Origin of the sequence: Streptomyces sp. NPDC005393, from assembly GCF_040606675.1 — a bacterium.
Lineage (GTDB): Bacteria > Actinomycetota > Actinomycetes > Streptomycetales > Streptomycetaceae > Streptomyces.
Genome location: NZ_JBEXFG010000001.1, coordinates 487,807 through 512,212, shown reverse-complemented (window position 1 = coordinate 512,212; position 24,406 = coordinate 487,807). Strand labels below are relative to the sequence as shown.

The window sequence follows — 24,406 nt, the reverse complement described above, 5'->3', positions numbered from 1 at the left end:
GAAGGCGGCGCGGTCAACCAGACCGTCGTCGAAATGGAACGCGGTTTCCTCTTCCTCATGTCCATCTCCGACGGGTCCTCCCTCGCCGTACTCGCGCACCCCGACTGCGACATCGGCCTCGTCGGCTACGAGATGGCCCTGCTGGTCGATCGCGCGGGCAACGTCCTCACCCCGGACCTGCGCGCCGAATTGCAGGGCAGTCTTCTCAACTAGCAAACATGGAGTGCGTTTCGCGCCACCGCGCCATAGGGTGCGGTGGCGCGACCGGCAAGACAGGCGAGTTGGAGGAGGACACGTGGCAACGCCCCCTAGCGGATATCCGTACGGCCATGGGCAGCCGTCCGAGCCGCGCGGAGAAACCCCGCTGAAGCGCTTCAACTTCCCCTCCGCGCCCAGCCGCCAGGCCCGCTCCCAGGAGCCGGCCGAGCAGCCGCACGAGCAGCCGTACGAGCAGCCGTACGAGCTGCCCCCGCAGCGGCGGCCGCAACGGGCCCAGCAGCGGCCGTACACGCCCTCCTACGCCCCGTCGGAGGGGCCGAGGTACGATCCGCCGCCCCCGCCCCGTATCCAGCCCGTACAGCCGCCTGAGCGCCTCGCCCCGGATCCTTCCCCCGCGGGCGCGACACATAACCCTCTGGTGCGCCCGTACGCCATGACAGGGGGCCGGACCAGGCCCCGGTACCAGCTCGCCATCGAGGCGCTGGTGCACACCACGGCCGAACCCTCGAAGCTCCAGGGCCAGCTCCCGGAGCATCAGCGGATCTGCCATCTGTGCCGCGAGATCAAGTCGGTCGCCGAGATCTCCGCACTGCTCACCATCCCCCTGGGCGTCGCCCGGATCCTCGTAGCCGACCTGGCAGAGGCCGGCCTCGTCGCCATTCATCAGCCCGGCGGCGACGAGTCCGCCGGCGGACAGCCTGACGTGACACTGCTCGAAAGGGTGCTCAGTGGACTTCGCAAGCTCTAGCGGTGCAGCCCGCTCCACCACCTCCGCGAAGATCGTGGTGGCGGGCGGCTTCGGCGTGGGCAAGACCACGTTCGTCGGCGCGGTCTCGGAGATCAACCCGCTGCGTACCGAAGCCGTGATGACCTCCGCCTCGGCGGGGATCGACGATCTCACCCACGCGCCGGACAAGACCACCACCACGGTGGCCATGGACTTCGGCCGCATCACGCTCGATCAGGACCTGATCCTGTACCTGTTCGGCACCCCCGGCCAGGACCGCTTCTGGTTCATGTGGGACGACCTGGTCCGCGGCGCCATCGGCGCCGTCGTCCTCGTCGACACCCGCCGCCTCGCCGACTGCTTCCCCGCCGTCGACTACTTCGAGAACAGCGGGCTCCCCTTCGTCATCGCCCTCAACGGCTTCGACGGACACCAGCCCTACAACCCCGAAGAGGTCCGCGAAGCCCTCCAGATCGGCCCCGACGCGCCGATCATCGTCACCGACGCCCGCCACCGCAGCGAGGCCAAGAGCGCGCTCATCACGCTGGTCGAGCACGCCCTGATGGCCCGGCTGCGGTAGCCGAGGACGGCCAGAGAAGCCAAAATCCCCTGCTCTCCGAGGAGAACAGGGGATTTGTGCGTATCCGGGCGGTGTGCGGCCGTCCGGACGCGATGGCGGTGGTGCTCAGCCCTGCCAGCTGTGCGGGGCGCGGAACGCCGACTGGCGCTCCAGCCGGCGCCAGCGCGCGGCGCTGCGGCGCGAGCGGACCGCACCGCCCGCGCGGTGGTGGCCCGCGGTGACGGCCGCGCGGGCGAGCAGCACCGCGGTGACCGCGGCGAGCTCCTCGGCGTCGGCGTGGCCCTTCTCGACCCGGACCAGGGTGGCCGCCGATCCGGCGGTGGCGGTATCAGCGATGTCGCTGGGCGTACTCACGGTTGTCTCTTCTCCCTTGTCGCGATTACTGCGGCGGGTTGCCGTGCTTACGGGACGGCAGATCGGCGTGCTTGTCGCGCAGCATCGCCAAGGACCGGATCAGGACCTCGCGGGTGTCGGCCGGGTCGATGACGTCGTCGACCAGGCCCCGCTCGGCCGCGTAGTAGGGGTGCATCAGCTCGGACTTGTACTCCTTGACCATGCGGGCGCGCATGGCCTCGGGGTCGTCGGCCTCGGCGATCTGACGGCGGAAGATCACATTGGCGGCACCCTCGGCGCCCATCACCGCAATCTCGTTGGTCGGCCAGGCGAAGGTCAGGTCGGCGCCGATGGACTGGGAGTCCATGACGATGTAGGCACCGCCGTATGCCTTCCGCAGGATGACCGAGATCCGCGGCACGGTGGCGTTGCAGTAGGCGTAGAGCATCTTGGCGCCGTGCCGGATGATTCCGCCGTGCTCCTGGTCGACACCGGGCAGGAAGCCGGGCACGTCGAGGAGCGTGATCAGCGGGATGTTGAAGGCGTCGCACATCTGGATGAAGCGCGCGGACTTCTCCGACGCCTCGATGTCCAGCACCCCGGCGAGCGACTGCGGCTGGTTGGCGATGATGCCCACCACTGCGCCGTCCAGCCGGGTCAGCGCGCAGATGATGTTGGTCGCCCAGCGCTCGTGGACCTCGAGGTAGTCGCCGTCGTCGACGATCTCCTCGATGACCTTGCGCATGTCGTACGGGCGGTTGCCGTCGGCCGGGACGAGGTCGAGCAGCGCGTCGCCGCGGCGGGTCGCCGGGTCGTCGGACTCGACGGCAGGCGGGTTCTCCCGGTTGTTCTGCGGCAGCAGCGACAGCAGGTAGCGCACCTCCTCCAGGCAGGTCTCCTCGTCGTCGTAGGCGAAGTGACACACACCGGAGGTCTCGGCGTGCACATCCGCGCCGCCCAGCCCGTTCTGCGAGACCTTCTCGCCGGTCACCGCCTGGACCACATCGGGTCCGGTGATGAACATCTGGGAGGTCTCACGGACCATGAAGACGAAGTCCGTCAGCGCCGGGGAGTAGGCCGCCCCGCCCGCGCACGGGCCGAGCATCACGCTGATCTGCGGGATGACGCCGGACGCCTTGGTGTTCCGCTGGAAAATGCCGCCGTAGCCCGCGAGCGCCGAGACGCCCTCCTGGATGCGGGCTCCGGCGCCGTCATTGAGGGACACCAGTGGTGCCCCGGCCGAGATGGCCATGTCCATGATTTTGTGGATCTTGGTGGCGTGGGCCTCCCCCAGCGCCCCGCCGAAGATCCGGAAGTCGTGTGCGTAGACGAACACCGTCCGTCCGTGGACGGTCCCCCAGCCGGTGACGACCCCATCGGTGTAGGGCTTCTTCGCCTCCAGCCCGAACCCGCTCGCGCGGTGCCGCCGCAGCGGCTCCACCTCGGTGAAGGACCCCTCGTCCAACAGCAGATCGATCCGCTCGCGAGCCGTCAGCTTCCCCTTGGCCTTCTGGGCCTCGGTCGCCCGCTCGCTCGGGCCGCGCCGAGCCTGCTCGCGGATCGCGTGCAGCTCTGCGACGCGCCCGCGAACGTCACTCGCCTCAGCGGGCGCACCTTCGAGATTGGTCATGCATCGACGGTACGTTCCCGGACCCCCGGAAACGCATGTCAATTTCATACAACGTCGGGCGCGATTTGGTGGGCAGGCAGAACAGAACTGGACAGCGGATTTCGCGCCACCTGGTGTCCTCAAGGACATTCGGCACTGTCGGCACTCCACAAACTTCCGCCGGGTGCCCGGTCGCGCCGCGTGCTTGACCACCCGGATGGGCGGCGCCCGCTGGAGCGGCAGGTCCGCCGGACGGGGCACTCCCGCCCGGCACGCTGGGGGATGCCCGACCGGTCCACGCGTCGCCAGACCCCTGACGGCCTCCGTCGCCGGTGTGCGTCTCTCCCCGCGCCCACGGATGTTGAAACTTGAACCGGATAGGTCTACTCTCGCAATTGTTCAAACTTAAACCAGACCGCTCGGAGGAGGAGCCCATGGCTCTGTTCGGCCGCAACAAGAGCACCACCGCGACCACCGGCTCCGTGGCCGCGGCCGACCCGGCCCTCACCGCCCTGACCGGCGAGTACACGATCGACCCCGCCCACAGCAGCATCGGCTTCACCGTGCGGCACGCGATGGTCACCAACGTCCGCGGGGCCTTCTCCGAGCACGAGGGCACGCTGAGCCTCGACGGCGCCGACCCGTCCCGGTCGACCGCCTCGATCGACGTCACGATCGCCGGCGTCGACACCGGGATGCCGGACCGCGACGCCCATCTGCGCAGCGCCGACTTCTTCGACGCCGAGACGTTTCCGCTGATGACCTTCCGCAGCACCGCCGCCGAGCGGGTCGGCGACGACGAGTACCGGATCACCGGCGACCTCACCATCAAGGACGTCACCCGGCCGGTCACCATCGACCTGGAGTTCAACGGGTCGGCGACCGATGTGTACGGCAACGAGCGCGTCGGCTTCGAGGGCAGCGCGACCATCCTGCGCTCCGACTGGGGCCTGACCTGGAACGCCGCCCTGGAGACCGGCGGTGTGATGGTCAGCGACAAGGTCAAGCTGACCTTCGACATCTCCGCGATCAAGAACACCCCGCAGGGCTGATCCCGGCCCCCTCACACTCCGCGGCCCCGGCAGGGCTACACCCCCTAGGGCCCTGCCGGGGCTGCGGACTCCAACGCCGGTCCGCTACTCCTGCGGCTCCACTCCGGCCCGCAGCAGTCCGTAGGCGTAGGCGTCGTCCAGCGCCTGCCAGGACGCCGCGATCACGTTCTCCGCGACGCCGACCGTCGACCACTCCCCCTGGCCGTCCGTCGTCGAGACGAGCACCCGGGTCGTCGACTCGGTGCCGTGCTTGCCTTCCAGGATGCGGACCTTGTAGTCCACCAGCTCCATCTTCGCGAGCTGCGGGTAGATCCGCTCCAGGCCGACCCGCAGCGCCCGGTCCAGGGCGTTGACCGGGCCGTTGCCCTCCGCCGTGGCGACGATGCGCTCGCCCTTGGCCCAGATCTTGACGGTCGCCTCATTGGCGTGGGTGCCGTCCGGGCGGTCCTCGACGATCGCCCGCCAGGACTCGACGCGGAAGTAGCGGCGGGCCCGCCCCTCGACCTCCGCGCGCAGCAGCAGTTCGAAGGAGGCGTCGGCGGCTTCGTAGCTGTAGCCCGCGAGCTCGCGCTCCTTGACCCGCTCGACCACCCGGCCCACCAGCGCCCGGTCGCCGCCGAGGTCGATGCCCAGCTCCTTGCCCTTGAGCTCGATCGACGCGCGGCCGGCCATGTCCGAGACGAGCATCCGCATGGTGTTGCCGACCCGCTCGGGGTCGATGTGCTGGTACAGATCCGGGTCGACCTTGATGGCCGAGGCATGCAGTCCCGCCTTGTGAGCGAAGGCGGAAACACCCACATAGGGCTGGTGAGTGGACGGCGTCAGATTGACGACCTCGGCGATCGCGTGCGAGATCCGGGTCATCTCCTCCAGCGCGCCCGGCGGCAGCACCCGGCGGCCGTACTTGAGCTCCAGCGCCGCGACGACCGGGAAGAGGTTGGCGTTGCCGACCCGCTCCCCGTACCCGTTTGCCGTGCACTGGACATGGGTGGCGCCCGCGTCGACCGCGGCGAGGGTGTTGGCGACCGCGCAGCCGGTGTCGTCCTGCGCGTGGATGCCCAGCCGCGCGCCGGTGTCGGCGATGACGGTACGGACCACCGCGTCGATCTGCCCGGGGAGCATGCCGCCGTTGGTGTCGCAGAGGATGACGACCTCGGCGCCCGCCTCGTGCGCGGCGGCGACGACCTGCTTGGCGTAGCCGGGGTTGGCCCGGTAGCCGTCGAAGAAGTGCTCGCAGTCCAGGAAGACCCGGCGGCCCTGGGCGCGCAGATACGCGACGGTGTCCCGGACCATCGCCAGGTTCTCCTCCAGCGTGGTGCGCAGGGCCAGCTCCACATGGCGGTCATGCGACTTGGCCACCAGTGTGATCACCGGCGCCCCGGAGTCGAGCAGCGCCCCCACCTGCGGGTCGTCCTCGGCACGTACCCCCGCCTTGCGGGTGGCGCCGAACGCGACGAGCTGTGCGTGCTTGAAGTCGATCTCGGTGCGCGCCCGCGCGAAGAACTCCGTGTCGCGCGGGTTGGCGCCGGGCCAGCCGCCCTCGATGAACCCCACGCCGAAGTCGTCCAGGTGCCGGGCGATGGTCAGCTTGTCCGCGACCGTCAGGGTGATGCCCTCGCGCTGCGCACCGTCGCGCAGCGTGGTGTCGAAGACATGGAAACTGTCGTCGGGCAGATCCTTCATGGTGGTCTGGCTCCTGTCGGATGGATCTCGGTCTACCGGAATGACCGGTTCCGCACCCTCCTATGATCCCTCACGCTCCGCATCCGGTGGGATGGTCCGGAAAACGAAAAGACCCCTCGCGGGTGCGAGAGGTCTGCGCGCGGGTCTGGGGGCACGGTGGCCGCGCCGTACCGGGTCGTACGGGACGGTCACTGCGGACCGGCGCGCCTGCTGCCAATAATCATGGCGAACGAGAGCACGGAGGCAGTCTGGCACATTCAGCCCCCGCGCTCTCACCCGTCTCAGGATACGAACCCCGTCCGTCAACCCAGGGGCATGCATCAACCCAGGGGGTGCATCCAGCCGTGGGTGTCCGCGGCGGCGCCGGTCTGGATGTCCAGCAGGGCCTTGCGCAGCTTCATCGTCACCTCGCCGGGCTGCCCGTCGGCCACCGACCAGTTCCCGCGGGCGGACTTGACCGAGCCGACCGGGGTGATGACGGCCGCCGTGCCGCAGGCGAAGACCTCGGTGAGGCTGCCGTCGGCGTTGCCCTCGCGCCAGTCGTCGACGGAGATACGGCCCTCGGAGACCTCGTAGCCGAGGTCCTCGGCGATCCGCAGCAGCGAGGCGCGGGTGATGCCCGGCAGCAGCGAACCGGACAGCTCGGGGGTCACGATGCGGTTCCCGTACACGAAGTACAGGTTCATCCCGCCCATTTCCTCGATCCAGCGGCGCTCGATGGCGTCCAGCCACACCACCTGGTCGCAGCCCTGCTCGGCGGCCTGGGCCTGGGCCACCAGCGAGGCGGCGTAGTTGCCGCCCGCCTTGGCGGCGCCGGTGCCGCCGGGCGCGGCCCGGACGTACTCCTCCGACAGCCACACCGAGACCGGCTGCACCCCACGGGAGAAGTACGCGCCGGCCGGGGAGGCGATGACGACGAACAGATACTCGTTCGAGGGGCGGACGCCGAGCCCGACCTCGGTCGCGAACATGAACGGCCGCAGATAGAGGGACTGCTCGCCGGTGCCCGGCACCCATGCCTTGTCCTGGGTGACCAGCGCGTCACAGGCCGCGATGAAGGTCTCGACGGGCAGCTCGGGCATGGCCATGCGGCGGGCGGAGGCCTGGAAGCGCTCCGCGTTCTGCTCGGGGCGGAAGGTCGCCACGGTGCCGTCGGGCTGCCGGTACGCCTTGAGCCCCTCGAAGATGGTCTGCGCGTAGTGCAGGGTCATGTTCGCCGGGTCGAGCGAGAGCGGGGCGTACGGCACGAGCTGGGCCTCGTGCCAGCCGCGGCCCTCCGTCCACTTGATCGTCACCATGTGATCGGTGAAGTGGCGGCCGAATCCGGGGTCGGCCAGGATCTTCTCCCGCTCGGCGGCGGAGAGCGGGTGGGAGGAGGGCTTGAGCTCGATCGTGGGCGTCGTCATGAGTGGTAGTCCTTCACCGTTTCGATTGTGGCGGACCGCGCTCACACCATCCTGCCCGTGACCGGGTACTAGGACGTCCGAGCTTCCCCTCCCACAGCGGCCCCACGAGCGATTATGGCTGATCGCTTCGGTGGGGCCGGGGGTAAGGACGCGTGCGACATGCGCGGCCCACGTCGATGGTCGCACCCCAGCCGCGCAGTGGCACAGGCTGGGGTCAGCCGGATACTCGGGCGGCGAGCGCGTCGCCGATCTCGTCGGTGGTGCGCGGCGTGGCCGCGTCCCGCTCCGCGAGGTCCTCCGCGACGGCGGTCTCGATCCGGGCCGCCTCGCCCTCGTGGCCGAGGTGCCGGAGGAGCAGGGCCACCGACAGGACGGTCGCCGTCGGGTCGGCCTTGCCGGTGCCCGCGATGTCCGGCGCGGAGCCGTGGACCGGCTCGAACATCGAGGGGAAGGCGCCGGAGGGGTTGATGTTGCCGCTCGCGGCGAGCCCGATGCCACCGGTGACGGCGGCGGCGAGGTCCGTGAGGATGTCGCCGAAGAGGTTGTCGGTCACGATCACGTCGAACCGCTCGGGCTGAGTGACGAAGAAGATCGTCGCGGCGTCGACATGCAGATAGTCGGTGGTGACCTCGGGGTACTCCGCGCCGACCTTGTCGAAGATGTTCTTCCACAGGTGACCGGCGTGCACGAGGACGTTGTTCTTGTGGACCAGGGTCAGCTTCTTGCGCGGGCGCGCGGCGGCGCGGGCGTACGCGTCGCGGACCACGCGCTCGACGCCGTAGGCCGTGTTGAGGCTGACCTCGGTGGCGACCTCGGCCGGGGTGCCGGTGCGCAGGGAGCCGCCATTGCCGACGTACGGGCCCTCGGTGCCCTCGCGCACGACCACGAAGTCGATGTCGGGGCGGCCGGCCAGCGGGGTCGCGGTGTTCGGGAAGAGCTTCGACGGACGCAGATTGACGTAGTGGTCGAAGGCGAAGCGCAGCTTGAGCAGCAGCCCGCGCTCCAGCACGCCGGAGGGCACCGACGGATCGCCGATCGCGCCGAGCAGGATCGCGTCGTGGTTCTTCAGCGACTCCAGCTCGGGGTCCGGCAGGGTCTCGCCGGTCGCGTGCCAGCGCTGGGCGCCGAGGTCATAACTCTGGGTCTCCAGCTTCACGTCCTGAGGAAGGGCGGCGGAGAGGACCTTCAGGCCCTGGGCGACGACCTCCTGGCCGATACCGTCACCGGGGATCACTGCGAGGCGAATGGAGCGAGACATACCCGGACCCTACCGCTCGTCCCATTGGTTGACATAGGGCGTCCGCCATTCGGACGGATCGCCGACTTGAAAGGTTGCGTTCACCCCCCGTACGGGACGGGGTTGCCCGCCGGGGGGACATTTCGTGCCATGGATACACCACGGTTCGGCATTCCGGAGCCGCTCGCGAGCCGGATGACCATGGCCGAGCAGCATGAGTACCTGCGCGCCAGGTTCTCCCGCCGCCGTGTGCTGCGCGGGGGCGCCGGGGCGGCGGGCGCGGTCGCGGGCGCCGGATTTCTGAGCGGCTCGGCGTGCGCCGCCGACCCCAAGCCGTCCCGCGCGGCGGCCACCAGCCCGAGAGCCGTGACGGTCGACGGCGCGCGCGTGGCCCCCTTCGGCCGCCATCTCGCCTTCGGCGCCGACCCCAGAACCCGGATGCGGATCTCCTGGCAGGTGCCGTTCGCCGTGCGGAAGCCGTATGTGCGGATCGGGCCGGGGCCGCTGGAGCTGAGCCGCACGGTCGACGCCGAGGTCCGCCATCTGCACACCCCGTCGCTCGGCGACAAGCTCCCGGCGGTCGACCAGTACTATCTGCACGCCGACGTGGACGGGCTGAGCCCCGATGTCACCTATTACTACGGCGTCGGCCACGAGGGCTACGACCCGGCCGACCCCCGCCGCTTCTCCTCGGTGGGCACGTTCCGCACCGCGCCCGACAAGCCCGGGAAGTTCGTCTTCACCGCCTTCGGCGACCAGGGCGTCAGCTATGACGCGCTCGCCAACGACCAGTTGATCCTGGGCCAGAACCCCGCGTTCCATCTGCACGCCGGGGACCTCTGCTACGCGGACACCACCGGCCACGGCAAGAAGTCGGACCTCTACGACGCCCGCGTGTGGGACTCCTTCCTCGCCCAGACCGACTCGGTCGCGGCGAGCGTGCCGTGGATGGTGACGACCGGCAACCACGACATGGAGGCGTGGTACTCCCCCGACGGCTACGGCGGCCAACTGGCCCGCTGGTCGCTCCCCGACAACGGTCCGGATCCGCGAAAGACACCCGGCGTCTACTCGTTCGTCTACGGGAACGTGGGCGTGATCGCGCTGGACGCCAATGACGTCTCGTACGAGATCCCCGCCAACAAGGGCTATACGGACGGCGCGCAGACACGGTGGCTGGACCGGCGGCTGGGACAGCTGCGCAAGCAGCCCGGTATCGACTTCCTGGTCGTCTTCTTCCACCACTGCGCCTTCTCGACGACCAGCGCCCACGCCTCGGACGGCGGCGTGCGCGAGGCGTGGGTGCCGCTGTTCGACAAGCACCAGGTGGATCTGGTGGTCAACGGCCACAACCATGTCTACGAGCGGACCGACGCCATCCGCGGCGGCAAGGTCGCCCGCCGGGTCCCGGTCGGCGGGGGCGTCGACGCGGTGCGCGACGGGATCGTCTATGTGACGGCCGGCGGGGCGGGGGCGGATCTCTACGAGTTCCCGGTGCCCGACTCCTATGAGGGGCACATCAAGGACCTCGACGAGGTGAAGACCTACCACTGGACCAAGGACGGGGAGAAGAACCGGGACACCGTGGAGTGGTCCCGGGTCCGCTACACCGGCTTCTCCTTCCTCGCGGTGAAGGTGGAACCGGGTCCCCGCCCGAAGCTCACGGTCACGACGCTGGCGGAGTCGGGCGAGCGCGTGGACCACTTCGAGATCACGCGCGCCCGTCGCCCCTAGCCTCGGCCGGCCGGTGGCGCCGCCGCCCTCAGTGGCCAGTGGCGCCGCCGTTGTCGCGGCGGTCGAGCGCGCGCTGGAGGGCTGCGGCCGCGTTCTTGCGGTCGGTGTTGTCGATCTTGCGACGGGTCCTGCGGACAGTCGTCTCGGCCATGATCGCATCTCCTCTGCTGAACCCCGATGGACGGGAGGAATCCCCGAGAAGGTGGCTGCCGGAAGGGCGGGGGCCTGAGTGCGGCAGGGGTCACCTGCGCGTACGCACCGGCCGCAGCCGCCATCGCTGGATGGAGCGAGACGTTCGGCTCTCATAAAAGTAAGGCAGTGGAGCGTCAGTGTCTGCACAATTAGTCGGACGTCCTACTATCTGAGACGCGGCGAGCCGAGCCGAAGGACAGACAGGCCGAGGGGAGCCATCGGCCACAGAGAGGGCGTGCGGTCGGCGTCGCCCCAATGGTCGAGGCCGACCCCCGTCCGACCTCGACCACCTTGGCCGATCCCGCTGCGCCGTGGGTGACACCGCGCTTGGGTTACCCACGTTAACTGCCGTAATAATGCCTACTTGACTGCCAGACGCTAGCACCGCCACGCCTGGGGCGTCCACAGCTTTACGGCGGTTCCGTCCCCGCCCACCACACCGCCCCCGACCCGCACTGAAGCGGCTCGGGGGCGGGGATAGACGGGTGCGCCGGGCGGTCAGCCCATGTGCGGGTAGCGGTAATCGGTCGGCGGCACCAGGGTCTCCTTGATGGAGCGGGTGGAGGTCCAGCGCATCAGGTTCTGCTTGGCACCCGCCTTGTCGTTGGTGCCGGACGCGCGGCCGCCGCCGAAGGGCTGCTGGCCGACGACGGCGCCGGTCGGCTTGTCGTTGATGTAGAAGTTGCCGGCCGCGAAGCGCAGCGCCTCGCAGGCGGCGGCGGCCGCGGCACGGTCCTGGGCGATGACGCAGCCGGTGAGGCCGTACGGCGATGCCGACTCCATCTGCTGGAGCATCGCGTCGTACTCCGCGTCCTCGTAGACGAACACCCCCAGGATCGGGCCGAAGTACTCGTCCTTGAAGATCTCGTTGTCGGCGTCGGTGGAGACCAGGACGGTCGGCCGGACGAAGTACCCTTCGCTGTCGTCGTACGTACCGCCCGCGATGATCTCGACCGTCGGGTCGGACTTCGCCCGGTCGATCGCCGCCTTGTTCTTGGCGAAGGCGCGCTCGTCGATGACCGCGCCCATGAAGTGGCTGAGGTCGCTCACATCGCCCATGGTCAGACCGTTGACCTCGGCCGCGAACTCCTCCTTGAGGCCGCTGTCCCACAGGGAGCGCGGCACATAGGCGCGCGAGGCGGCGGAACACTTCTGGCCCTGGAACTCGAAGGCGCCGCGCGTCATCGCCGTCTTCAGCACCGCCGGGTCGGCGGAGGGGTGGGCGACGATGAAGTCCTTGCCACCGGTCTCGCCGACCAGCCGCGGGTAGGTCTTGTAGTTCTCGATGTTGTTGCCGACCGTCTTCCACAGGTGCTGGAAGGTGCGGGTCGAGCCGGTGAAGTGGATGCCCGCGAGGTCCGGGTGGGCCAGCGCCACCTCGGAGACGTCCTTGCCGTCACCCGTGACCAGGTTGATGACGCCCTTGGGCAGCCCCGCCTCCTCCAGCAGCTCCATCAGCAGCACGGCGGCGTGCGTCTGGGTCGGGGACGGCTTCCAGACCACCACATTGCCCATGAGGGCGGGGGCGGTGGGGAGGTTCCCCGCGATGGCGGTGAAGTTGAAGGGCGTGATCGCGTAGACGAACCCCTCCAGCGGCCGGTGGTCGGTGCGGTTCCAGACCCCCGGGGAGTTGGTCACCGGCTGCTCGGCCAGGATCTGGCGGGCGAAGTGGACGTTGAAGCGCCAGAAGTCGATCAGCTCACAGGGCGTGTCGATCTCCGCCTGCTGCGCGGTCTTGGACTGGCCGAGCATGGTGGAGGCGGCGAGCGTCTCCCGCCACGGGCCGGAGAGCAGATCGGCGGCCTTGAGGATGATCGCGGCACGGTCGTCGAAGCTGAGCGCGCGCCACCCCGGGGCGGCGGCGAGCGCCGCGTCGATCGCGTCCTGCGCGTCCGCCTGGGTGGCGTTCGCGTAGGTGCCGAGACGGGCCGAGTGATTGTGCGGCTGTACGACGTCGAAGCGCTCACCGCCGCCCATCCGCTTCTCGCCGCCGATGGTCATCGGCAGGTCGATCGGGTTCTGGGTGAGCTCCTTGAGCTTGGTCTCGAGGCGGGCGCGCTCCGGAGTACCGGGGGCGTAGGTGTGCACCGGCTCGTTCACCGGCACGGGGACCTGGGTCACGGCGTCCATAGTGGCCGTTGCTCCTTCGATCGTCGGGTTACGAGGTCTACGAGGCGGAGGGGGCTCCGGTCAGCCGCGGCTGACCAGCGAGCGCAGGAAGAACCCGAGGTTCGCGGGGCGCTCCGCGAGGCGGCGCATGAAGTACCCATACCAGTCTGTTCCATACGGGACGTAAACCCGCATACGGTGACCTTCCGCCACCAGCCGCTCCTGCTCGGCCTCGCGGATCCCGTACAGCATCTGGAATTCGTACTCGTCGAGCTTGCGCCCGAGGCGGTGCGCCAGGTCCTGCGCGATGGCGACCATGCGCGGATCGTGCGAGCCGATCATGGGATAGCCCTTGCCGGCCATCAGAATCTTCAGACAGCGCACATACGCCCGGTCCACCTCGCGCTTGTCCTGGTAGGCGACGCTCGCGGGCTCCTGGTAGGCGCCCTTGACCAGCCGCACCCGCGAGCCTTCCCCGGCGAGCGCGCGGCAGTCGTCCTCGGTCCGGATGAGATACGACTGGACGACCGCGCCGGTCTGCGGGAACCGGGTGCGCAGCTCGCCCAGGATCGCGAGGGTGGAGTCCACGGTGGTGTGGTCCTCCATGTCGAGGGTAACCGTCGTGCCCGCCTCGGCCGCGGCCTCCACGACCAGGGTGACATTGGCGAGCGCGATGTCATGGCCGCCCGGCAGCGCCTGCCCGAAGGCGGAGAGCTTGACCGACATCTCCGCGCGCCCGCCGAGCCCCTCGGTGGCCAGCGCCTCGGTCAGCGCGAGGTACGCGTCACGGCTGCGCAGCGCCTCGGCCCGGTCGGTGACATCCTCGCCCAGATGGTCCAGGGTGACCTCAAGGCCGCGGCCGGTCAGCGAGCGCACCGCCGCCAGCGATTCGGCCAGCCGCTCCCCGGCGACGAACCGGTCCACCATCGGGCGGGTGACCGGCGCGGCGGAGACGATACGGCGGATGGCGGCACTGCGCGAAGCGGCGAGCAGCACGGGTCCTAGCACGGGACACCTCCACGATGACGGCCGACGAACGGCTTCCTCAACTCACCGTGAAATCTAAGGATCTCTCGGAACCCGGGCCATCGACAGCTGTCACGCATCGGTGTCCGGGATCTCAGACATCTGTATGAGAGACTGAAGACCGGATCGGGGAAGGAGGCAGGAGCCCGGTGCGCGACGACTACCAGCAGCTCGTGGACGAGATCACGGCGGCGCTCGGCGCGCCCGCGACCCTGGAGAACCGCGACTTCGCGCTCATCGCCTTCGGCGCCCACGACAGCGACGACGCCGGGGAGCCGGCACTGGACCCGGTCCGTACCCGCTCCATCCTCCAGCGCCGCTCGACCGCGGCGGTGCGGGCCTGGTTCGAGGCGTTCGGGATCGCGCGGGCGCAGGCCCCGCTGCGGATCCCGCCCGACCCGGCGGCCGGGGTCTTCATGGGCCGTATCTGCCTGCCGGTGCGGCACCGCGGGGTGGTGCACGGCTATGTCTGGCTGCTGGACGACGGCCACCTCTCCGATCTGGAGCTCGGCGGCCCCACGGGCGCGCCGGACCCGCGGCTGGCCCGGGCCATGGAGACCGCGGCGCGCATCGGCGCCCTGCTGGCGGCCGAGGCGCGGGCCGGGGAGGAGCTCGGCGAACTGCTGCACGATGTGATCACCGGACCGCCGGCCGGCCGGGACGCTGCCCGCGCGGGGCTGCGCGCCGCCCTGCGCGGGGCGGCCGACGGGCCGCTGACATTGGTGGCGGTCGTGCCGTGGACCCCGGGGACGGACGAGGACGCGGACCCCGGGCTCCCCCATCTGCCGGGCATCGCGGCCGCCTGCGTGCTCCCCGACGACGGGGCGGCGGACGCGGGGCTCGCCGCCCTGATCCGGCTGCGCGCGGCCACCGCCCTCGACCCGGCCCGGGCGACGGCCGAACAGCTGCTGCGCTCCCCCCGCGCCACGGCCGGCGGCACGGCCCCGGGCGGGCGCCCTCTGACCGCCGCCGGGGTCAGCGGGCCCCGGCGGGGGCTGGACGATCTGCCCGCCGCCTGGCGCGAGGCCCTGGCCGCGGCGCGGGCCGCGCGGGCGGACGCACGGCTCGGGCCGGTCGCGGAGTGGTCCGCCATCGGCCCGTACCGGCTGCTGGCCGCCCTGCCCTGGGCCGAGCCCGACCCGGCCGTACGCCCCCTGCTGGAGCGCTCGCACGCCGAACTCGCCCGCACCGCCGAGACCTTCCTCGACTGCGCCGGCCAGGCGGGCCGCACCGCCCAGCGGCTCGGCATCCACCGGCAGACGCTGTACTACCGCCTCTCCCGGATCAAGCAGCTGACCGGCCTCGACCTGGACGCGGGCGAGGACCGTCTGCTCCTTCACATGGCCCTCAAGGCCGCCCGCCTCGGCCCGCCTCCAGGATCCGCGAGTTCGTCAGCAGTGAAGGCAGTTCGTTAGCAGTGGATTGGCAAATCCACGATCCCGCTGACAATGACTACGTTCAGTAGCGGTCCTTGTCGGGGGTCTTCTGATCTTCTCTGAGTGTGCGCCGACCGTCCGCCGTACCGTCCCCAGCATGGCAGTACGGAACGCGGGCGACGCCCGTCTTACACGCAAGGTTCCTACGGCGTCGATCCGGTACGAGGACCTGTCGGTGCGTGAATGCCGGTGCGACAGCTGCGGTTGGCGGACTTCTCGGAGTCGAAGCCGTGGCGGGATGTCCGGTCGGTACGCGGGATGGCCCACTACTCGGGGAAGTACGCGTCCGCGACGGCGGGCGGGCACGTGGTCTATGAGAGCCGTCTGGAGCTGGCTCGGCTGCTGCTGGCGGACTTTGATCCTGAGGTGCAGGGTGCTCGGCAACCACTACATCGATCGCGACCGGGACAGTATCGAGCGGCGCACCTACGGAGGCCAGGACCTGGCTCCGCTCGCATCCACTCTTGCCCAACTCGCCTACGCCCTCGACGAGCACAGCTCGCCAATCGACTACATATGCGGCGCAAGCTGTTCACCAACACCACGGTCACACGCGACCTCGACGCCTACAGACGGTTCTGCACCCAGCAGGACTCACGGACCGGAGGCGAGCACCGCGTCCATATCCTGCGCTGGTACCTACTGATGCTGCTGACCGGCGAATTCCATCCGACCCCTGGCGGCGCAGCATCCCACTTCGCCTGGAACTGCACCGAATTCCGCTTCGCTGCGGCGTGGTGTCGTTGCCCACGATGGGAGCCAGGCTGTCTCGGGGAGCGGTGCCAGGCTTCCGAAGTGGTTAATGATTGCCCGGAGTCCTGGGTGTGGATTCGCTCGGGGGAAGATGAGCGAGAGCGGGTATGCGAGCGTCGGATTCACGATCGGGATGCGGCGTAAGTCGTAGTTCGTCGGCCAGATGTACCGGTCGCGCGAGCCTACGAGGGTTGCCACGTCTGCGGAGTCCGCGAGGATGTCGAGGAGTACCTCGTTGCCGAAGTTCGGGCCCGCGGCGTCAATGCGGAGGTCGAAGTCGGTGGCGAGCTGATCGTAGAACTCTGCCCATTCGCTTCGCGGCGCGATACCCGGCACCCAGATCCGGTGCTGGCGCAGCTGGGATGGTGTCAGTGTTCGTGCGGGGGCGAGCGGGTGCCTCGGGCCGACGAGGAGTTCCAGCGGGGAGTCGAACGCGTGGATCATTTGCACGTCGCGCGGAAGTGTGGCCGGGTCGGTGACCGAGCGGAACGAGGCGTCGATATCGCCTGCTTGGACGGCGGTGACCGCCACGCGCGGGTCGTTGACCTTGAGGGTCACCACGTCGAGGTCGGTTTCGGGATGCGACCGCCAATAGTCGTGCAGGACGACGGCCTGCGCGGATCGCAGGCCGAGAACGTCGATCCGAAGGGCCCGCGAGCCCGGTCTGATCGCGGTGATGGCGCGATCGACACCCGTGATGATGTTCCGGGCGTACGGGAGGAAAGCTTGGCCGTCGAGTGTCAGCTCGACCCCTCGGGCGGTGCGGGTGAACAACCGGACGTCGAGTTCGCGCTCGAGGGTTGCGATCCGCTTCGACACGGCCTGTTGCGTTACGCCGAGCTCGTCGGCCGCGTGTTGCAGCTGTCCGAGCTCGGCCGCGCGGACGAACGATCGCACCGCCTCGGTATGCATCGATCCAGCCTACATGTGCCCAACTGATGGTTGTGGCTCGCCCTGGAGTCGGTTGTTTGACCCCGCGACGGTGCGGCCGGTGTGATTCAGAGACCCGAACATCGGTTGTCGCGAGGGAGTCGCATGCGCGTGCAGTTGGGGCGCAGTTTCGGTTGGCTGTGGTCGGCCTACGCCGTCAGTACATACGGTACGTGGATTGCCTTCGGCGCGTTCCCGCTGATCGCGGTTCGAGTGCTGCACTCGCCGGCATTCGCCGTGTCGCTCCTGGAGGCGGCCGGGCTTGCCGTCGCGGCGATTGTTGCGTTCTCGCTCGGGCCGTGGGTTGAGCACCGGGCCAAGCGTCCGGTGATGATCGCGATGGACCTGATCCGGTTCGTCGCGATGGCAAGTGTCCCGATCGCGTACGTCCTCGGCTTGCTTTCATACGGCCAACTGCTGGTCGTCTCGGTCATCTCCGGGACCACGAGCATCGCCTTCACTGCGGCATCCGGCGCGTATCTGAAGTATCTCGTCCGTAGCGATCACCTCCTTGTGGCGAACGGGAGATTCGAGGGCACGAGCTGGGTGGCGACCGCGGCGGGCCCGCCCCTCGGTGGTGCACTCATAGGGTTACTCGGCCCGGTCATCACTGTCATGGCCGACGCCCTCAGCTACCTGCTGTCCGCGCTCGGGGTCCTCCGCATCCGCGGAGGCGACGTCGCGGCACCCCGCGACCGGGCCACCAGGTTGCGCGGAGCCGACCTTCTTGGCGGCTGGCGGTTCATCCTCCGCGACCGCGCACTAAGGCGCCTGTTCCTCAACTCAATCCTGGTCAGCGGCCTAATCATGGCCACCGTCCCGCTCCTGTCCGTCCTCCTGCTGGGCCAGTACCACTTCCCGGCCTGGCAATTCGGTCTTGCCTTCGGCATCCCGGCACTCGGCGGCTTCGTGGGCGCCCGCCTCTCCGCGCGCCTCGTGACCCGCTACGGCCGGCACCGGGTCATGATCGTCTCCGGCTGGCTGCGATCGCTCTTCCCACTCGGCCTCACGTTCGTCCATCCCGGCATCCCCGGACTCCTCACCGTGATCATCGTGGAGGGCCTGCTGATCACCTGCATGGGCATCTTCAATCCGATCTACGCAACAGAACGCCTGCAACGGACTCCCGCGGATCACACCGCCCAAATCCTCAGTACGTGGAGTGCCATCAGCAAACTCCTACAAGCTGCCCTGATGGTGATCTGGGGCATTCTCGCCACACTCACCAGCCCGCTCGCCGCGATCACCATGTCCGGCGTTCTCCTGCTCGCCACCCCGCTCTTGCTGCCCAAACGGATACATTTGTCCGCCCTTGAGCCCGACGCGTCGGCCGAAAACGTCCGGGTCGCATGACTCACCGCAACACCCCGCCACGCTCTCCCGCATCCACGCGGTCCTGGTCCGCCAAACTGCGGATCGTCTGGGCGGACGGCTCGAACTCCCTGGCCAGGTCCTCCGGCGTACGGCCGGCCCTGACGAGCTCGACGATCCGGCGACGGAACTCCGGCGGGTAGGCCGGACGCGTCCTTGGCGCGTGAACTCCTCCTTGCGGGGACCAGTGTCCCCAAGCGGGTAGGTGTCCACCAAACCGGAGCAACATCCAGGGATGGTGATCCAGTACGGCCTGCCGGATCGCCTGCTGCTCGGCTGCGTCGAGAACCTGATGTTCGCCGACCCGGCGTCCACGCGGCCGGGCTACGAGCGCTTCGCGCCCGCCGGCCATCCACTTCGCCCACCAGTTGTCCACCGCCTTGAGCGAGACCTGGAACACCGCCGCGACATCCTCGCGAGTCCGGCCCGCCACCAACGCGGCCACCGCCCGCAGCCGAAGGGCCTCCTGCGCCGACGGCGACAACTGCCGTGCGCCACCCGCCAGTTCACTCACGCAGGCATCAACGACCCAGAACACCTACCGTTTCGGATCAATAGGGGAGGCATTACCGCGCAGCCCGATCTACCATTCGTCACCGTTTCAATGAATTCCGTGCCGCGCACGTCCTCGCGGCGGCGCCTAGCCTGACAATGCCGCAATGTCAAACACCGCCCACGCTGGGCCTGTTGGCCAAATTGATCTCCACTTTGAGTCATCTGTTCGATTAGGAAGTGATTTCCAGTCCTAGATGCGATAGGCATGTACTTGTCATCGACCAATCGCAGGGGAACGGGGAAACAGTGAAGTTTACTAAGGCTGCGGTTTTCGGCATTGCGTCGCTCTGTCTTGTGCTGCCTTTATCTACGGAGGCGAGGGCTGCAGACCCGACCGCTGCCGTAGGTACCGCGTCCAACGCGTGCACGGGAAAGCCGAAGAAGCACATCGTCACGACGTACTACCGGGGCCCTGCCACAGTAGTGCTGCGCTGCGGCACAAGGAATTGGGGGTACCGTCATCTGGTGGCTAAGGGACGATGGAGTGCCAACTTCAGCAAAAAGATCAAGAACACGATCTGGAGTGGCGACATCGTGACCGACGTACCAGGCCAGCGCGTCTATGAGAGGCGAGTGATCCAGTGTCCGCCGAGGATCCTGTTCAAGGTGGTGACCAACCCGGACTCCTATGGCGCGGATCCCCGAATCAAGCCGCAGGGGATCATCACTGCCTACAAGCCCGCATCACTGACCTCGCCTTCCTGCTAGGAGAAGGAATCCGTGCCCTCTGCCGAAGGTGTCCGCAGCCTCCTCGCCCCACATCTGATGGGGCAGCTCGAGGACAGCTCGGTCTGTCTTGAAGTACTTGGACTTGCGGTCATCGACCAGGGACGAAGGTTCACGGTGGCCATCGAACTGATCGCCCCAGACGGGCACTGGAGAGTCCGCCTGGAGTGTGACAGTTCCGAGCACCGCATCTTCGACGGCAGCCCGCCGGAGGAACTCGTACAGGCGGTGGCCATGTCACTACAAATCCGCCTGTTCGAGTGGTGGCATACCAAGGGCTCCGAGCGGCAGTCGGCCAGGCTCGGCGAGCGCTTGACCTAGGACATTTCGGTGGCCCTGCCCCTCGAATCAGAGGGGCAGGGCCGCTGGCCATTCCAGGGCCTAAGAGTGCTGGAGGCGAGGTTCGAAATTGCCACCCTTAGCCTCCGCGTTTCACTTGCGGTGACGTCCGGATCTTGAGCGGGAAAGCGAAAGTGCCCTCTGACCTGGGACGATAAGGCTTGTCTAAGGCTTCTGTCGTCTCAGCAGGAAGGCACTTTCTGCGTGCACACTACCGGTTCGCGTCCCAGGCTTGCCGTATCGGCCGACGGCCGAGGAGTCGTCAGCCATGCCGCGTCCCGGCTGTTGGCCGATCTGGCCGATGTTACCGGCCTCACCACGGCCTTGCTGATCACGCCGAAGACGTTGCGGACGAAGTGGACCCGGCAGCGCTGGTAGGACGCGCCGAGCATGACCTTGCGTATCGCCTTGACCAGACCGCTGTGGTGGTCGGAGATGACCAGGCGCACCCCGGTCAGGCCGCGTTCACGCAGGGAGCGCAGGAAGTGGCTCCAGAATGCTTCGGTCTCCCTGTTGCCGGCCATCACGCCCAGGACTTCACGGCCGCCGTCTTCGGTGACGCCGGTGGTGATGACGACGGCCTGCGAGACGATCTGGTGGTTGACGCGGGCCTTGACGTAGGTGGCGTCGAGGTAGATGTAGGGAAAGCGGGTGTGGTCCAGGGGTCGGTTGCGGAAGACGGTCAGTTCCGTGTCGAGGTCGGCGCAGATGCGGGAGACCTCGCTCTTGGAGATCCCGGTGTCCGAGCCGAGGGCCTTGACCAGGTCGTCGACCGAGCGGGTGGACACCCCAAGGACGTACGCCTCCATGATGACCGCGAACAGGGCGCGGTCGATGCGGCGGCGGCGTTCCAGCAGGCTGGGGAAGAAGCTGCCCTGACCGTTGCACGCCAGTACATCGAGAATCAACAGCGCCCCGTGTAGTCGGCTGAGGCCAACAATGCAGACCCGCACTTACGCGCAGGCCGGAGCACTTTTTGATGCGCTTCACCTCCCCCGTGAACGGGGGAGCACTGCGCAAGATCAGAGGTAGACCTCGCGGCAGGGGCCGGTGACGGTCAGGCCCTTGTCGGCGGTCCAGCGCTCGACCGCGTCGAAGGCGGAGTCGATCTGCGGATGGGCGACCTGCGCCTGGACGAGACGGGTGTAGGCCTCGCGGTGGGCGGGTTCGTGGCCGAGGGCAACGGTGCGGCGGTGGGCGGCGGCATAGCGCTCGGCGGCGGGGTCGGCCACCGGGACGCAGGCCTCGGCCGGACCGTCGCTCTCGTCGCTCACCTCGGCGTAGTAGCGGACGAACGGCGAGCCGGCGATGCCGCCGCATTCGCGGGCGACCGCCTCCAGCCGGTCGAGGGTGGAGCCGATCCACGCGGGGAGGTCGGCCACGAGCAGATGCCTGCGCTCGGTGAGGAAGGTCTGCTCGCCGACCTCGCGGATGATCCCGTCGTACATGGTGGGTCTCCTGCCTGACAGTCGGTCACGGAGGTGCGCCGCGAGGGCGCGCTGCTGGGCGGTGCGCTCCTCGACGGCGGCCCAATAGGCCGCCACCTCCCGCGCCGCCTGCTCCCCGGGGAGCTCCAGCACCCGGCCGATTCCGCGCGAGCGGCATGTCCAGCCTCCGCAACGGCGCCACCAGGCGCGCCCGTTCCACCTGGTCGGCGCGGTACCAGCGGTAGCCGGTGGCCTCGTCGACGCGGTCCGGGGCCAGCAGGCCCAGCCGGTCGTAGAGCCGGAGCGCCTTGGGTGACAGCCGTGTTCGGCGGGCGAACGCGCCGATGCTGAGCAGTGGTGGTTCCACGGGTTCGTATCCTCCGTGCCGGGCACCGCGCCCGGGGACACCGGACGCTGGGGCCTGACCCATGGGCAAGGTCAATCGGAGGGGGCCGGAAGGCCGCCGCCCATGATGCGGCGCATCGCCTCGATCAGGTCCTGCGCGCTGGGCATGAGATCCGGGTCGATGGCCATCTGCACGACCATCCCGCTCACCAGCGTCATATAGAACGAGCCCATGACCCGGGAGGTCTCCTCGTCGACCTCGCGTTCATCGATGCCGTGGAGGAGCCCCACCAGCCCCTGGCGCCCCTCCGGTTGGGCCCGGCCGAAGGCCGCGCGCAGCTCGGGGTCGCTCTGGACCTGCAAGATGGCCTCCAACTGGGCCCGCCAGACGGCCTGGTGCTTGTCGAAGAGCTCGAGCACCCGTGTCCAGCCCGTCTCGAAACGCTTCTGCAGACCGGCATCGCGGCTGGAGCCGCCGGTCGCGGCGTCTTCCTCGAGGGATCGCTGGACGTCATCGGCCCAGTCGCCCATGGCCGCGAAGAGCGCCTCTCTCATCAGGGCGTCCTTGGAACCGTAGTGGTAGCCGATGGACGCCAGGTTGGCACCCGAGGCGGCCACGATGTCCCGAGCGGTCGTGCGGGACCAGCCCTTTTCCAGCAGACAGCGCTTCGCGCCGGCCAGCAGATCCTCTCGATGTCCCATGGCCCCAGCCTATCCCGAGCCCATACGACCGTCCTAGACGCGTGTCTTACACATGCGTACTAGACACATGTTTAAGACGTCCGTATATTCACCGGCATGACCTCAACTCCCGTCGGCACCCGCGCCGGACGCAAGGAATGGACCGCCTTCGTGGTCCTGATGCTTCCGCTCCTCCTTGTCTCCATGGATGTGTCGGTGCTGTACTTCGCGGTGCCGGCCATCAGCCGGGAGTTGCACCCCAGTTCCACCCAGCAGCTGTGGATCTTCGACATCTATGCCTTCGCCCTCGCCGGCCTGCTCATCACCATGGGGGCGCTCGGCGACCGGTTCGGGCGCCGGAAGCTGCTGATGTGCGGGGCTGTGGCCTTCGGTGCCGCCTCGGTCGCGGCGGCGTACGCGCAGAGCGCCGAGATGCTCATCGCCGCGCGGGCGGTGCTCGGGATCGGCGGCGCGACCCTGATGCCGTCGACGATGGCGCTGGTCCGCAATATGTTCCGCGACGAGAGGCAGCGTGGCCAGGCGATCGCGATCTGGTCATCGGCCATGGCGGGCGGCGTCGCGCTCGGCTCGGTGATGAGCGGAGTGATGCTGAATCACTTCTGGTGGGGCTCGGTCTTCCTGATCAACGTCCCGGCGATGGTGCTGCTGCTGTTGCTGGCGCCGATCCTGGTGCCGGAGTTCAAGGACCCCAAGCCCGGTGGCTTCGATGTGCTCAGCGTCCCGCTGTCGATGGGGGCCGTGCTCCCGGTGATCTACGGCCTGAAGAAGATGGCGGCCGACAACGGCTTCAGCCTCCCGCCGGCGCTGTCCATCGTGGCCGGTCTCGCCATCGGCGCCGTCTTCGTACACCGCCAGCTCACCCGGCGCGACGCGGTGATCAGCCCCGAGCTGTTCCACAACCGCGGCTTCGGCCCGTCGATCGCGATCAACTCCCTGGCCACCTTCGCCATGATGGGCTCCGCCTACTTCACCACCCAGTATCTGCAGTCGGTGCTCGGCAAGGGCCCGCTGGAGGCCGCGCTGTGGAGCCTGGTCCCGTCCGTATGCGTCGGCTTCGCCGGACCGATCGCGAGTGTGCTCGTCCAGCGCGGCGCGAACCGCGCCTATGTGATCAGCTCCGGCTTTCTGATCGGGGCCATCGGCTACGGGGTGCTGGCCCTGGCCGATACGGATGCGCTGTGGACCGTCCTGATCGGCGCCGCCGTCCTCGCCAGCGGCCTCGTCATGGTGATCGCGCTGGTCACCGACATGGCGATCGGCACCGTGCCGCCCAAGCAGGCGGGCTCGGCCGCCGCCCTGCTGGAGACGGGCCAGGAGTTCGGCGGGGCGATGGGCATGGCGGTGCTCGGCAGCGTCGGCACCGCCGTCTACCGGAGCGACGTCAAGGACTCGGTGCCCGACGGGCTGCCCGCCGACGCGCTGGACGCGGTGCGCGAGACGCTGGGCACCGCCATCGCGGTCGCCGGGCAGCTGAAGGGACGGACCGGTGCGCAGGTGCTCGGCGCGGCGCGCGAGGCGTTCACCAACGGTATGCAGCTCGCATGCGTGGTCGGGGCAGCGGTCCTGGTGGCGGCGGCGGTCCTGGCGAGCGTGACGCTGCGCCGGGTACCGGTCGCCACGCCCGGGAGTGAGGCGGCGGCCTCGTCCGACAGCGGCCCCTCGCCCGTCAGCGGCGAGGCGGCGGCGGAGACGGTGTCCGGCCCCTGAGTCCCGGATGCGAGGGGACCCCGCCCTGGAGGGGTCCCCTCGGCCTTGCGCCGAACATCCGTCGCATGCGGCGGCAACCTTCCCCCGCGCCGCGGCAACCAGAGACCTGAGCCCCCACGCGAGAGGACTGATGCCCCGTGCGCATCGCCAGAGTGATAGCCACCGCCGCGCTCGCCACCGTGTTCCTGATGGGCGCCGCCCACGCGCC

At 69.0% G+C, this 24,406-nt stretch carries 19 protein-coding genes and 5 pseudogenes; 11 read left to right on the top strand and 13 right to left on the bottom strand.

All coding sequences use genetic code 11. The features are described 5' to 3' along the window. The 3 genes and pseudogenes from ABZS71_RS02490 to ABZS71_RS02480 form a co-directional block, all read left to right on the top strand. Positions 1-213, top strand: a pseudogene (locus ABZS71_RS02490) (roadblock/LC7 domain-containing protein); the annotation flags it as partial. Positions 214-295: 82 nt separating this feature from the next. Then, positions 296-967: a DUF742 domain-containing protein gene (locus tag ABZS71_RS02485; protein WP_356206827.1), complete on the top strand. Its 672-nt coding sequence runs from the start codon at positions 296-298 to the stop codon at positions 965-967. Continuing rightward, positions 948-1,526, top strand: coding sequence for an ATP/GTP-binding protein (locus ABZS71_RS02480; protein WP_078956610.1), 579 nt, complete (start codon positions 948-950; stop codon positions 1,524-1,526). The genes ABZS71_RS02485 and ABZS71_RS02480 overlap by 20 nt, the downstream gene beginning before the upstream one ends. A gap of 105 nt (positions 1,527-1,631) precedes the next feature. Here ABZS71_RS02480 and ABZS71_RS02475 read toward each other — a convergent pair whose 3' ends face one another. Then, on the bottom strand, positions 1,632-1,880 hold the full coding sequence (locus ABZS71_RS02475; protein WP_356206825.1) for an acyl-CoA carboxylase subunit epsilon: 249 nt from the start codon (positions 1,878-1,880) through the stop codon (positions 1,632-1,634). Between the two features lie 25 nt (positions 1,881-1,905). Further along, positions 1,906-3,489 (bottom strand): acyl-CoA carboxylase subunit beta, encoded by a 1,584-nt coding sequence (locus ABZS71_RS02470; protein ID WP_355847860.1) that lies wholly within the window; start codon positions 3,487-3,489, stop codon positions 1,906-1,908. A 413-nt stretch (positions 3,490-3,902) separates the two neighbouring features. On the opposite strand from ABZS71_RS02470, the gene ABZS71_RS02465 reads away from it, so the two are divergent. Further along, entirely contained in the window at positions 3,903-4,520 is a 618-nt protein-coding gene (locus tag ABZS71_RS02465) for a YceI family protein (RefSeq protein ID WP_356206822.1), read from the top strand. Between the two features lie 84 nt (positions 4,521-4,604). Here the strand turns inward: ABZS71_RS02465 and cimA are convergent, their stop codons facing one another. The 3 genes from cimA to ABZS71_RS02450 form a co-directional block, all read right to left on the bottom strand. Then, positions 4,605-6,203 carry a citramalate synthase gene (gene cimA / locus ABZS71_RS02460; RefSeq protein ID WP_355847854.1) on the bottom strand — a complete coding sequence of 533 codons (1,599 nt, stop codon included), beginning with the start codon at positions 6,201-6,203 and terminating at the stop codon, positions 4,605-4,607. A gap of 320 nt (positions 6,204-6,523) precedes the next feature. Further along, positions 6,524-7,609: a branched-chain amino acid aminotransferase gene (locus ABZS71_RS02455; protein WP_356206820.1), complete on the bottom strand. Its 1,086-nt coding sequence runs from the start codon at positions 7,607-7,609 to the stop codon at positions 6,524-6,526. Positions 7,610-7,823: 214 nt separating this feature from the next. Then, complete coding sequence (locus tag ABZS71_RS02450; RefSeq protein WP_355847848.1) at positions 7,824-8,867, bottom strand: 3-isopropylmalate dehydrogenase; 1,044 nt, start codon at positions 8,865-8,867, stop codon at positions 7,824-7,826. A gap of 129 nt (positions 8,868-8,996) precedes the next feature. Here ABZS71_RS02450 and ABZS71_RS02445 point away from each other — a divergent pair, with 129 nt between their 5' ends. Continuing rightward, positions 8,997-10,580 carry a metallophosphoesterase family protein gene (locus ABZS71_RS02445; protein ID WP_356206818.1) on the top strand — a complete coding sequence of 528 codons (1,584 nt, stop codon included), beginning with the start codon at positions 8,997-8,999 and terminating at the stop codon, positions 10,578-10,580. Positions 10,581-10,608: 28 nt separating this feature from the next. Here the strand turns inward: ABZS71_RS02445 and ABZS71_RS02440 are convergent, their stop codons facing one another. The 3 genes from ABZS71_RS02440 to ABZS71_RS02430 form a co-directional block, all read right to left on the bottom strand. Next, complete coding sequence (locus ABZS71_RS02440; protein WP_355847842.1) at positions 10,609-10,731, bottom strand: hypothetical protein; 123 nt, start codon at positions 10,729-10,731, stop codon at positions 10,609-10,611. A gap of 539 nt (positions 10,732-11,270) precedes the next feature. After that, entirely contained in the window at positions 11,271-12,902 is a 1,632-nt protein-coding gene (gene pruA, locus ABZS71_RS02435; protein WP_355847839.1) for an L-glutamate gamma-semialdehyde dehydrogenase, read from the bottom strand. A gap of 60 nt (positions 12,903-12,962) precedes the next feature. Next, positions 12,963-13,889, bottom strand: coding sequence for a proline dehydrogenase family protein (locus ABZS71_RS02430; RefSeq protein WP_355847836.1), 927 nt, complete (start codon positions 13,887-13,889; stop codon positions 12,963-12,965). A 167-nt stretch (positions 13,890-14,056) separates the two neighbouring features. Here ABZS71_RS02430 and ABZS71_RS02425 point away from each other — a divergent pair, with 167 nt between their 5' ends. Further along, positions 14,057-15,322 (top strand): helix-turn-helix domain-containing protein, encoded by a 1,266-nt coding sequence (locus ABZS71_RS02425; RefSeq protein WP_356206816.1) that lies wholly within the window; start codon positions 14,057-14,059, stop codon positions 15,320-15,322. Between the two features lie 118 nt (positions 15,323-15,440). Next, positions 15,441-15,718, top strand: a pseudogene (locus ABZS71_RS02420) (hypothetical protein); the annotation flags it as partial. Between the two features lie 264 nt (positions 15,719-15,982). Here ABZS71_RS02420 and ABZS71_RS02415 read toward each other — a convergent pair. Beyond that, entirely contained in the window at positions 15,983-17,008 is a 1,026-nt protein-coding gene (locus ABZS71_RS02415) for a LysR family transcriptional regulator (RefSeq protein ID WP_356206813.1), read from the bottom strand. Between the two features lie 123 nt (positions 17,009-17,131). Between ABZS71_RS02415 and ABZS71_RS02410 the strand changes: the two genes are divergently transcribed. Next, complete coding sequence (locus tag ABZS71_RS02410; RefSeq protein ID WP_356206810.1) at positions 17,132-18,379, top strand: MFS transporter; 1,248 nt, start codon at positions 17,132-17,134, stop codon at positions 18,377-18,379. A 382-nt stretch (positions 18,380-18,761) separates the two neighbouring features. Here the strand turns inward: ABZS71_RS02410 and ABZS71_RS02405 are convergent. After that, positions 18,762-18,830, bottom strand: a pseudogene (locus ABZS71_RS02405) (hypothetical protein); the annotation flags it as partial. Between the two features lie 587 nt (positions 18,831-19,417). Here ABZS71_RS02405 and ABZS71_RS02400 point away from each other — a divergent pair. Together ABZS71_RS02400 and ABZS71_RS02395 are read left to right on the top strand one after the other, a co-directional pair. Then, entirely contained in the window at positions 19,418-19,660 is a 243-nt protein-coding gene (locus tag ABZS71_RS02400; RefSeq protein ID WP_355847821.1) for a hypothetical protein, read from the top strand. Positions 19,661-19,672: 12 nt separating this feature from the next. Continuing rightward, the gene (locus ABZS71_RS02395) at positions 19,673-19,999 is read left to right on the top strand and encodes a hypothetical protein (protein ID WP_356206808.1); all 327 of its coding nucleotides are present in this window, start codon (positions 19,673-19,675) and stop codon (positions 19,997-19,999) included. A gap of 359 nt (positions 20,000-20,358) precedes the next feature. On the opposite strand, the pseudogene ABZS71_RS02390 reads toward ABZS71_RS02395, so the two are convergent. The 3 genes and pseudogenes from ABZS71_RS02390 to ABZS71_RS02380 form a co-directional block, all read right to left on the bottom strand. Further along, positions 20,359-20,892 (bottom strand): annotated as a pseudogene (locus tag ABZS71_RS02390) (transposase); the annotation flags it as partial. A 153-nt stretch (positions 20,893-21,045) separates the two neighbouring features. Beyond that, positions 21,046-21,811, bottom strand: a pseudogene (locus tag ABZS71_RS02385) (helix-turn-helix domain-containing protein); the annotation flags it as partial. Positions 21,812-21,882: 71 nt separating this feature from the next. After that, the gene (locus tag ABZS71_RS02380) at positions 21,883-22,491 is read right to left on the bottom strand and encodes a TetR/AcrR family transcriptional regulator (RefSeq protein ID WP_356206805.1); all 609 of its coding nucleotides are present in this window, start codon (positions 22,489-22,491) and stop codon (positions 21,883-21,885) included. 96 nt (positions 22,492-22,587) lie between these two features. Between ABZS71_RS02380 and ABZS71_RS02375 the strand changes: the two genes are divergently transcribed. Continuing rightward, positions 22,588-24,198 (top strand): MFS transporter, encoded by a 1,611-nt coding sequence (locus tag ABZS71_RS02375; RefSeq protein ID WP_356206803.1) that lies wholly within the window; start codon positions 22,588-22,590, stop codon positions 24,196-24,198. The last annotated feature ends 208 nt before the right edge of the window (positions 24,199-24,406 follow it).